General features: G+C 65.1%; 7 protein-coding genes. All 7 read left to right on the top strand.

Annotated elements, in window-relative coordinates:
• On the top strand, positions 1–1,513 hold a 1,513-nt coding region (locus N3C64_RS13155; protein WP_260014808.1), incomplete at its 5' end, for an autotransporter outer membrane beta-barrel domain-containing protein.
• A gap of 101 nt (positions 1,514–1,614) precedes the next feature.
• Positions 1,615–2,985 carry a sensor histidine kinase gene (locus N3C64_RS13150; RefSeq protein WP_260014807.1) on the top strand — a complete coding sequence of 457 codons (1,371 nt, stop codon included), beginning with the start codon at positions 1,615–1,617 and terminating at the stop codon, positions 2,983–2,985.
• Positions 2,982–3,980 (top strand): NADH-quinone oxidoreductase subunit B family protein, encoded by a 999-nt coding sequence (locus tag N3C64_RS13145; RefSeq protein ID WP_260014806.1) that lies wholly within the window; start codon positions 2,982–2,984, stop codon positions 3,978–3,980. The genes N3C64_RS13150 and N3C64_RS13145 overlap by 4 nt, the downstream gene beginning before the upstream one ends.
• Positions 3,977–5,404, top strand: a complete 1,428-nt coding sequence (locus N3C64_RS13140) for a nickel-dependent hydrogenase large subunit (RefSeq protein WP_260014805.1) — start codon at positions 3,977–3,979, stop codon at positions 5,402–5,404. Before N3C64_RS13145 ends, N3C64_RS13140 begins: the two co-directional genes overlap by 4 nt.
• Positions 5,405–7,663, top strand: coding sequence for a carbamoyltransferase HypF (hypF, locus tag N3C64_RS13135; protein ID WP_375546118.1), 2,259 nt, complete (start codon positions 5,405–5,407; stop codon positions 7,661–7,663). It begins immediately after the preceding gene.
• Positions 7,664–7,869: 206 nt separating this feature from the next.
• Entirely contained in the window at positions 7,870–8,946 is a 1,077-nt protein-coding gene (locus tag N3C64_RS13130; protein WP_260014804.1) for a hydrogenase small subunit, read from the top strand.
• Positions 8,947–8,949: 3 nt separating this feature from the next.
• On the top strand, positions 8,950–10,743 hold the full coding sequence (locus N3C64_RS13125; RefSeq protein WP_218629579.1) for a nickel-dependent hydrogenase large subunit: 1,794 nt from the start codon (positions 8,950–8,952) through the stop codon (positions 10,741–10,743).

The following is a 10,743-nucleotide window of genomic DNA, read 5'->3' as shown; positions in this document are numbered from 1 at the left end:
TGGCAGCGGTTCGAGCGACCCCGAGGACGACACGCTGAGCTACAGTTGGGAAGAGACGAGCAGCACGGGCGTCAGCCTGAGCGGCGCGTCGACTGCGACGCCAAGCTTCACGGCGCCGACGCTCTCGTGGTCGGACAGCCCGGTTGATCTGGTGTTCAAGCTCGTGGTGAGCGACGGGGAGTTTTCGTCCGAAGCGAGCGTGACGGTGACGGTGAACCCGCCGACGCGGCCGAACACGGCGCCGACGGCGGATGCGGGGTCGAACCAGTCGGTGGAGTCCGGTGCGGGCGTGATGCTCGACGGCACGGGCTCTAGCGATCCGGAGGACGATCCGCTGAGCTATGAGTGGACCCAGACCGGAGGGCCGACGGTGACGCTCAGCTCGGGGTCTTCTGCGCAGCCCAGCTTCATCGCGCCAGATATCGCGATGAACGAACCGGCGGCAGAGCTGACCTTCCAGCTGGTTGTCTCGGATGATCAGGGCAATGACTCGGCGCCCGATACCGTCGTGATTACGGTGGCTCCGGTCAGGTTCGACGATGGCATCGCGCAGCAGGCCTTCGGCGAGGCGACCTCGCAGTTCATCGAGCGGCGCATCGAGCGGCTCATGGCGAGCGAGCCCAATGCCTATCTGCTTGATCGGCGGCGCAATGCCGAGAACAATCCGCGCTTCTCGATCCGCCCCTCTGAAACCTCGGGCGTGCGGTTCAGCGCCAGCAACGTCTCGGAGGACCGCGACTGGTATCTCTGGAGCGAGGGGATCTGGTCGGTCTACGAGGATGCCAGTGGCAGCTATGGAACGCGCGACGGTGAGTTCGGCCTGATCTCCTTTGGCGCGGACTTCCTGGCGAATGAGCGCCTGTCGCTTGGCCTCATGGCGCAGTTCGACAGTTCGGACGAAACCGCGGACAACGGGTTTGATATCTCGGGCAAGGGCTGGCTGCTTGGTCCCTATCTTTCGGCCGAGTTGTCGCGCAATCTGTTCATGAGCGCGCGGCTGTCCTGGGGGCAATCCTCCAACGATGCCGAGATTGATGTCTTCGGTCTGGGTGACATCTATTCGGGTGAGTTCGATACGTCGCGCTTCTACTCGACGGTGTCGCTCTATGGGAAGTATCAGGCGGGTGACGCCGTGCTGACGCCGTTGCTCAAGCTGCAACACCTGCGTGAATCGATGGATGCGTTCACTGTCAGCGGCCCGGAGGGTGCGACCGAGATCCCGAAAGGGGTGAGCAAGCGCACGCGCCTGTCTGCCTCGACCGAATGGGAATACCCGATCTCGCAAACCGGGTCCGAGTGGGCGGTCTTTGTCGAGCCCGAGTTGAACTGGACCCGCACGACCTCGACCGCCTCGGAAGATCGCAACGAGGTGGCCGGTGCCGTCGAGATCGGCGCGCGCACCTTGCCGGGCGCCGATTGGAGCGGCGAGGTGTCTCTGCGCTATGACGGCTTCGGCGGAGACGATACGCTTGAGGCATTGACGCTGCGCTCGCTCTTGCAGCTGAGGTTCTGATTGTTCCGCATCCCGCGGTCGCTCGCCGGCTGCGGGATGCGGACCACAGGCCTATCTTGCACCGTGCCCCCGAGCGGCTATGCTCCTTCCCAGGAGGTCCCATGGCCAAGAACCCGCCGCGCGACGCCGCGCCAAGCTTTGATGCCTCGAAACTGAGCGCTCTGCTGCCAAAGGCGGGCGGTGCGGGCGATGATGTGTGGTTCGACGTGCTGTCGGCGGTGGATCGGACCTACGCTGATCTTGTCGATTATCAGGAACGGCTTGAGCGGCAGAACCACGAGCTCGAGGAGTTGCGCTCGTTTCTTGGCTCGATCCTGGCCTCGGTTTCCGATGTGCTCATCGTGGTGTCGCGGGCCGGGTCAATCCTGGAGACCTCGGCCTCGGTGGCCAAACTGACAGGCAAGCCGCTGTGGGAATGGCATTCGCGCCCGCTGGCGGCCATGTTCGCTCCGGCGGATGTGGACGCTCTCGACCGCGCGCTGGCCGAAGCCACCAACGCGCGCGCCCCGGTGACGATCGAGGCTTCGCTGATCGGCCCCGAGGAACTCGCGCCGCTCGAGTTGTCGATCAGCCCACGGATGGATGATCGCGGGCGAGTCGCGGGATATGTGCTGACCGGGCGCCCCGTGGGCGAGTTGCGCAAGGCCTATTCCGCGCTGGAGAAGGGGCACGAAGCGCTGAAATCCACCCAGGCGCAATTGGTGCGCAACGAAAAGCTGGCATCCCTCGGGCGGCTGCTGGCGGGCGTGGCGCATGAGCTGAACAACCCCATCAGTTTCGTCTATGCGAACGCCCATGCGCTGGAGCGGTACGCGGGCAAGTTCGAAGCCTATTTCGAGCAGGTTCAGTCCGGTGCCAGTCGTGACGAACTGATCGCCCTGCGCGAAGACCTCAAACTCGACCGCGAGGTCCGCAATCTGCGCGAGGCCGTGAGGGGTGCTCGCGAGGGGGCCGAGCGGGTGCGCGATATCGTCGAAGACCTGCGCCGCCTTTCGGCCGATGGAACCGGCGAAATGGTCGTCTTCGATCTGGTGGAAACCGCACAGGTGGCGGCGAACTGGGTGTCGCGCGGCGCGCGCAAGTCTGTCGATGTCCGCTTCTCGGGGTTGCCCGCGCTACGGGTGCGCGGTCGGCCCGGCCATATCCAGCAGGTCGTGATGAACCTTGTGCAAAACGCCTTCGATGCGCTCGAAGGCCGCGAGGGCGCCTGTATCGAGATCGGCGCCGAGGTCGACGGGGGCCGCGCGCAGCTTTACGTTCGTGACAACGGGCCGGGGGTGCCGCCCGAGGTCGCTCAGACGATTTTTGACCCATTCTTCACCACCAAGCCTGTCGGGCGCGGCACCGGGCTTGGGCTGTCGATCAGCCACAAGATCGCCGAAGAGCATGGCGGGCGGCTGAGGCTATGCCCCGATGCGCAGGGCGGAGCCTGTTTCCGGATCGATCTTGAACTGGCGGAGGGCGTGCAATGAACGTGCTGTGGTTGCAGGCGTCGGGCTGCGGCGGCTGCACGATGTCGCTCTTGTGCGCCGAAGACCCCGACGTGTTTGAAACGCTCGGAGGGGCGGGGATCCGGTTCTTGTGGCACCCTTCGCTCTCGGTCGAGACCGGGGTCGAGGCGCTGCGCATCCTTGAGGCGGTCGAGCAGGGCGCGGTTGCGCTTGATGTCCTGGCCATCGAGGGTGCGATCGCGCGGGGGCCGCGCGGGACCGGCAGGTTCCAGATGCTTGCAGGCACGGGGCGCTCGATGCTCGATTGGGTGCGCGCCTTGGCGCCGCTGGCGCGCGACGTGGTGGCGGTGGGCACCTGTGCGGCCTATGGCGGGGTGACTTCGGCTGGCGGCAACCCCTCGGATGCGGTCGGTGTGCAATATGAAGGCGCTCATGCGGGCGGTGTGCTGCCCCCCGAATTCCGAGCAGCCTCGGGGCTTCCGGTCATCAATGTTGCAGGCTGCCCGACCCATCCGGGCTGGGTGACCGAGACGCTTTTGATGCTGAACGAGGGCGCCTTGGGCGCGCAGGATCTGGATGCTCTCGGGCGGCCGCTTTTCTACGCGCAGCACCTGGTGCATCACGGCTGCCCCAAGAACGAGTTCTACGAATACAAGGCCTCGGCGGTCGGTCTGTCGGATATGGGATGCATGATGGAGCATCTGGGCTGTATCGGCACCCAGGCGGTGGGCGACTGCAATATCCGCCCCTGGAACGGCGAGGGTAGCTGCACGCGCGGCGGCTATCCCTGCATCAACTGCACCGCGCCCGAGTTCGAAGAGCCGCGCCACCCGTTCACCCAGACGCCGAAGGTCGCGGGCATTCCGGTGGGGCTGCCGACCGACATGCCCAAGGCTTGGTTCATGGCGCTGGCCTCTCTGTCGAAGGCGGCTACCCCGCCGCGTATTGCCCGCAACGCGACCGCGCCGCGCATTGAAGTGCCGCCCACGCTGCGTAAGCCGAGGGGGGGCACATGAGCGACACGCCACGTCTGGTCGTTGGCCCGTTCAACCGGGTCGAGGGCGATCTTGAGGTGCATCTTGAGCTTGCCGAGGGGCACGTCGCATCTGCGCGGGTCAATGCGCCGCTCTACCGCGGGTTCGAGCGGATGCTGGAAGGCAAGGACCCGCGCGATGCGCTGACCATCACCCCCCGGATTTGCGGCATCTGCTCGATTTCGCAATCCGCCGCAGCGGCGCGGGCCCTGGGGGCAGCGATGGGGGTCGCACCCACGCCGCAGGGGGCGGCGATGGCCGCGCTCATCCATGCCGTCGAAAATGTCTCGGACCATCTGACCCATTTCAACCTGTTCTTCATGCCCGATTTCGCCCGCCCGGTGTATGCGGGGCATGTCTGGCATGATCGCGCGGTGGCGCGGTTCACCGCCATTGAGGGCTCGGCCATCCGGACTGCGGTCGAGGCGCGGGCGAAGCTGATGCATATCCTTGGGCTCATGGCGGGGAAGTGGCCGCATACGCTGGCCATTCAACCCGGCGGTGTCACGCGCGCGCCGGGGCCACGCGATAAGATCCGTATCGAAACGACGCTGCGGGCCTTCCGGCGCTACCTCGAAGAGGTGGTTTTCGGGGCCCCGCTTGAGGCTTTCGCGGCCCTGTCCAGCGCAGAGGAAATGATGCGCTGGCAGACCGGCGATGCAGGGCTGTTTCTGGAGATCGCGCAGGATCTGCGACTGAACGATCTGGGGCGCGGCGCGGGTCGCTACATGAGCCATGGCGCCTACCCGCTGGAAACGGGCCACGGTTTTGCGCCGGGGCTATGGGATGGCGGGCTGCGTCCGCTCGACCTTTCGGGGCTGACCGAGGATCTGTCGCATGCCTGGATGCTGGGCGCGGAGGCTCACCCTTTCGCAGGCGAGACCCGCCCCGACGAGGCTATGCGTGAGGGTGCCTATAGCTGGTGCAAGGCGCCGCGCCTGAATGGTCAGACGTTCGAGGTGGGCGCGCTGGCGCGTCAGGTGATCGACGGGCATGCGTTGGCGCGCGATCTGGCGGGTGGCGGGGTGCTGGCGCGGGTTGCCGGGCGCTTGCTGGAGATCGCGCGTACCCAGATATTCATGGAGGAGTTGGCGCGCGGCATCGACCCTGCCGCGCGGTTCATGATCCACGCTCAGATACCCGAGCATGCGCGCGGTGTCGGCCTGGTCGAGGCCGCGCGCGGCGCCCTTGGGCATTGGCTGCGGATCGAGCGTGGGCGCATCGCGGGCTATCAGATCATCGCGCCCACGACCTGGAACTTCAGCCCGCGCGATGGGCAAGGAGTGCCCGGTCCGCTCGAAGCCGCGCTGGTCGGTGCTCCGGTCGGGGAGGGGGAGACGACCCCGGTTAGCGTTCAGCATATCGTGCGCAGCTTCGATCCCTGCATGGTCTGTACGGTGCACTAGATGGCGGGGATGAACGGCGTTCAGATCCGGGTTCGAGGGCAGGTGCAAGGGGTGGGGTTTCGCCCCTTCATCTGGCGTCTTGCGAAGGGCCACGGCCTGGTGGGCGAAGTGTTGAACGACCCCGAGGGGGTGCTGATCCGTGTCCTGTCGGCTCCCGCTGGCTTCCTTGCCGATATTCGCAGCCTTGCGCCGCCCTTGGCGCGGGTAGATGCGGTTGAACTGGGCGAGTGCCGGTTTGAACTTGCACCCATCGGCTTCACGATTGCGGCCAGCGCGGGACAGGGCGCCGAGACGCGCGTTACCCCGGACGCCGCCACCTGCCCGGAGTGCCGGGCTGAAATTGCCGAACCCGGCCGCCGCAAGGGTTATGCCTTCACCAATTGCACCCACTGCGGGCCGCGCTTTTCGATCCTGCGGGGGCTGCCCTATGACCGGGCGCAGACGACCATGGCCCCGTTCGAGATGTGCCCGGCTTGCCGGGCAGAATACTCCGACCCGGCCGACCGGCGCTTTCACGCGCAGCCCGTTGCTTGCCCTGACTGTGGCCCCCGACTGTGGTTCGAGCGGGCCGGTGCCGAGATGCCCGGCGATCCGATCGCGCAGGCCGTGGAGGACTTGCGCGCGGGTCGGATCGTCGCGATCAAGGGGCTTGGCGGCTTTCATCTTGCCTGCGATGCGCGCAACCCCGAGGCGCTGGCGCTCTTGCGTTCGCGCAAGCGCCGCCCCGCAAAGCCTTTCGCGCTGATGGCACATGAGGAGGTGCTGCACGACGTGGCGCATCTGTCCGGCGCCGATCTCGTGGCGCTGCGTGCGCCCTCAGCGCCGGTGGTGCTGGTGTCCGGGCGGGGCGTCTTGCCCGAACTGATCGCCCCCGGAATGACGCAGCTGGGGTTGATGCTGCCCTATACGCCTCTGCATCACCTCTTGCTTTCGGCCTTCGACGGGGTGCTGGTGATGACCTCCGGCAATCTCTCGGGCGAGCCGCAGGTAATCGGCAATGACGAGGCGCGCGCGAAACTGAGCAATTTCGCCGATGGTTTCGTGATGCATGACCGCGATATTGCTCGGCGTCTTGATGACAGTGTCGTGCGGGCGGACCCACCCATGGTGCTGCGGCATGCGAGGGGCCGCGTGCCGGGAACCATTCCCATGCCGAAGGGGTTCGAGGATGCCCCGCAGGTTCTGGCGCTTGGCGGGCAGATGAAGGGTGCGATCTGTCTGATCAAGAACGGTCAGGCGCTCCTTTCCCACCATCTGGGCGATCTTGACGATGTGCTTTGCCTTGAAGAATTCCACAAGGCCGTGACGGATTACCGCGCGCTCTTCGATCACCGGGCCGAATGCATCGCCGTCGATGCCCATCCCGGCTACCGCGCCACGCAGGCGGGCCAGAACATGGGGCTGCCGCTGGAAGGGGTGTATCATCACCACGCGCATCTGGCCGCCTGTCTGGCGGAAAACGGCTGGCCGCGCGATGGGGGGCCGGTTGCGGGCATCATCCTCGACGGGACGGGCCTTGGGGCGGATGGCACGATCTGGGGCGGAGAACTGCTGTTGGGGGAATATGCCCGTGCCGAGCGTATCGCGCATCTGCGCCCCGTCGCACTGCCCGGCGCCGACCGTGCCGCGCGCGAGCCTTGGCGCAACCTGCTCGCGCAACTCGATGCGGCGGAGCTAGGCGTCGAGGCGGACCGAATTCTGGCGGACAAGCCGATTGGGCTGCTGCGCCAGGCCATCTCTGCGGGTCTGAACGCGCCGCTTTCGTCTTCGGCCGGGCGGCTGTTTGACGCTTTCGCGGCGGCTCTCGGGTTCCTCGGTCCGCAAAGCTATGAGGGCGAGGCTGCAGTGTGGCTCGAGGCGCTTGCGCTGACCGCACCCGGAGATGCGCAGGCCTATGCTCTCGGGCGCGCAGGCGCAGCGCTTGATCCCCTGCCCATGTGGCGGCAATGGCAGGCTGATCGCAACGCCGGGGTTTCAGCGCCGGTTATGGCGTACCGGTTTCACGCCGGTCTCGCGAGGAGCTTTGCCGATCGGGCCCGAGAACTGGTCGAGAGCGGGCAGGCCCAGGCGGTCGCGCTGTCGGGGGGCTGTTTTCAGAACGCCCTGCTGCATCGCCTGACACTGGACGCGCTTGCAGGGCTGCCCGTCCTGACCCATCGCGACGTACCCGCCAACGATGGCGGACTTGCACTCGGACAAGCGCTGGTTGCCGCAGCGCGGCAGAATCCTGGTATGCCATCGCATCCGGTTACTGGCTGACCGCTTGGGCGCGATACCGGTCAATGTGTTACCGCTCCGATAGTCAGGAAAATACTCTTACCAGTTGATTTATAACGGAAATGCCGACAAGTCGGCTTTCCAACTTTGTGGTCGTTTCGCCACGGAACCCCTGCCATGCCGGTAGAATAACGCGCGCACCCTGTTCGGGAGGGGGCGCGACCGGCACCGAAAGGGGGAGGCAAACCTTGTCGAACATCGAAACCTTCTATGACGTGATGCGGCGCCAGGGGATCACCCGGCGCAGCTTCATGAAATATTGTTCGCTCACAGCGGCGGCCCTCGGCCTTGGCCCCGCCTTTGTGCCCAAGATCGCCGAGGCAATGGAGACCAAGCCACGCACGCCGGTGATCTGGGTGCACGGGCTGGAATGCACCTGCTGTTCGGAAAGCTTCATCCGTTCAGCCCATCCGTTGGCCAAGGATGTCGTGCTGTCGATGATCTCGCTCGATTACGACGACACGCTGATGGCAGCGGCGGGTCACGCGGCCGAAGCGGCCTTCGAGGAGACGATCGAGAAATACCGCGGCAACTATATCCTCGCCGTCGAGGGTAACCCGCCGCTCAATGAAGACGGGATGTTCTGCATCACCGGCGGTCGGCCCTTCGTGGAAAAGCTGCGCCACGCAGCCGAAGGCGCCAAGGCGATCATCAGCTGGGGCGCCTGCGCCTCTTATGGCTGCGTGCAGGCCGCCGCGCCCAACCCGACCCGCGCGACGCCGGTGCACAAGGTCATCACCAACAAGCCGATCATCAAGGTTCCGGGCTGCCCGCCGATCGCAGAGGTGATGACCGGTGTCATCACCTACATGCTCACCTTCGACCGGTTGCCCGAACTGGATCGCCAGGGTCGCCCGGCAATGTTCTACAGCCAGCGCATCCACGACAAATGCTACCGTCGGCCGCATTTCGATGCCGGCCAGTTCGTCGAGAACTGGGACGATGAGAACGCGCGCAAGGGCTATTGCCTCTACAAGATGGGCTGCAAGGGGCCGACCACTTACAACGCCTGTTCGACCGTGCGTTGGAACGAGGGGGTAAGCTTCCCGATCCAGTCGGGCCATGGCTGTATCGGCTGCTCGGAGGACGGCTTCTGGGATCAAGGCTCGTTCTATGACCGGCTGACCAACATCAAGCAATTTGGGATCGAGGCCAATGCCGACAAGGTCGGCTTTGCTGCGGCGGGCGCCGTTGGTGGTGCCGTCGCGGTGCATGCAGCGGTTTCGGCCCTGCGCCGCGCCCAGAAAAAGAACGAGGAGGCGTAATCCATGACCACCCAAACGCCGAATGGCTATACTCTCGACACTTCCGGCAAGCGGATCGTCGTGGACCCTGTGACCCGGATCGAAGGGCACATGCGCTGTGAAGTGAACGTCAATGACGAGGGCATCATCACCAACGCGGTGTCCACCGGAACGATGTGGCGCGGGCTTGAGGTGATCCTCAAGGGCCGTGATCCGCGCGACGCCTGGGCCTTCACCGAGCGGATCTGCGGCGTCTGTACAGGCACCCATGCGCTGACCTCGGTCCGCGCGGTCGAAGACGCGCTCGGGATCTCGATCCCGGACAATGCGAACTCGATCCGCAACATCATGCAGTTGAACCTGCAAATTCACGATCATATCGTGCACTTCTATCACCTGCACGCGCTCGACTGGGTGAACCCGGTCAACGCGCTGCGCGCCGACCCCAAGGCTACGAGCGAGTTGCAACAGGCTGTCAGCCCCAGCCATCCGCTCTCCAGCCCCGGCTATTTTCGCGACGTGCAGAACCGGCTGAAGAAATTCGTCGAGAGTGGCCAGCTTGGCCTGTTCAAGAACGGCTATTGGGACAACCCGGCCTATCTGCTACCGCCCGAGGCGGACCTGATGGCGACGACGCACTATCTTGAAGCGCTCGATCTGCAAAAGGAGATCGTTAAGGTCCACACCATCTTCGGCGGCAAGAACCCGCACCCGAACTGGCTGGTGGGTGGCGTGCCGTGCCCGATCAACGTCGATGGCGTCGGTGCGGTCGGCGCGATCAACATGGAGCGCCTGAACCTTGTGTCCTCGATCATCGACAAATGCATCGAGTTCAACCGCAACGTCTACCTGCCCGATGTCGTCGCGATCGGCGGCTTCTACAAGAACTGGCTTTATGGCGGCGGGCTGTCGTCGAAAGCATGTCTGGCCTATGGCGACATCCCGGAAAATCCGAATGATTTCAGCGCCGAGCAGCTTCACCTGCCGCGCGGGGCGATCATCAACGGGAATCTCAACGAGGTCCATGACGTCGATCCACGCGACCCGGAGCAGGTGCAGGAATTCGTCGATCATTCGTGGTACACCTACGGTGAGCCGGGCAAGGGCCTGCACCCCTGGGATGGCGTGACCGAGCCGAAGTTCGAGCTTGGCCCCAACGCGAAGGGCACCAAGACCAACATCCAGGAACTCGACGAGGCCGCCAAGTACTCTTGGATCAAGGCGCCGCGCTGGCGTGGCAACGCGATGGAGGTCGGTCCCCTGGCCCGCTACGTGGTGGGCTATGCCAAGGGGCACGAGGATATCAAGAACCAGGTCGATGGATTGCTGCGCACCATGAACCTGCCGGTCTCGGCGCTGTTCTCGACGTTGGGGCGGACCGCGGCGCGGGCGCTGGAATCCGAGTACTGCGGCCGGCTGCAGAAGCACTTCTTCGACAAGCTTGTGCAGAACATCAAGAACGGCGACAGCAGCACCGCGAATGTCGAGAAATGGGATCCCTCGACCTGGCCGAAGGAGGCCAAAGGCGTCGGCATGACCGAGGCGCCGCGCGGCGCGCTTGGCCACTGGATCCGCATCAAGGACGGCCGCATCGAGAACTATCAATGCGTGGTGCCTACCACCTGGAACGGCAGCCCGCGCGATGCGGCAGGTAACATCGGTGCCTTCGAGGCCAGCCTGATGAACACCAAGATGGAGCGCCCCGAAGAACCCGTCGAGATCCTGCGCACGCTGCACAGCTTCGACCCCTGTCTGGCCTGCTCTACCCATGTCATGTCGCCCGATGGTCAGGAACTGACCACCGTCAAGGTTCGCTGA

This window comes from Sedimentimonas flavescens (assembly GCF_025154035.1).
Lineage (GTDB): Bacteria > Pseudomonadota > Alphaproteobacteria > Rhodobacterales > Rhodobacteraceae > Rhodobacter > Rhodobacter flavescens.
The sequence above is the reverse complement of the archived record's forward strand: the minus strand, read 5'-3'. Positions and strand labels throughout refer to the sequence as shown.

Bases quoted from the DNA above. Each gene is read 5' to 3' on its own strand.
- N3C64_RS13150 (WP_260014807.1), top strand. From the start codon at position 1,615: ATGGCCAAGAACCCGCCGCGCGACGCCGCGCCAAGCTTTGATGCCTCG.
- N3C64_RS13145 (WP_260014806.1), top strand. From the start codon at position 2,982: ATGAACGTGCTGTGGTTGCAGGCGTCGGGCTGCGGCGGCTGCACGATG.
- N3C64_RS13140 (WP_260014805.1), top strand. From the start codon at position 3,977: ATGAGCGACACGCCACGTCTGGTCGTTGGCCCGTTCAACCGGGTCGAG.
- hypF (WP_375546118.1), top strand. From the start codon at position 5,405: ATGGCGGGGATGAACGGCGTTCAGATCCGGGTTCGAGGGCAGGTGCAA.
- N3C64_RS13125 (WP_218629579.1), top strand. From the start codon at position 8,950: ATGACCACCCAAACGCCGAATGGCTATACTCTCGACACTTCCGGCAAG.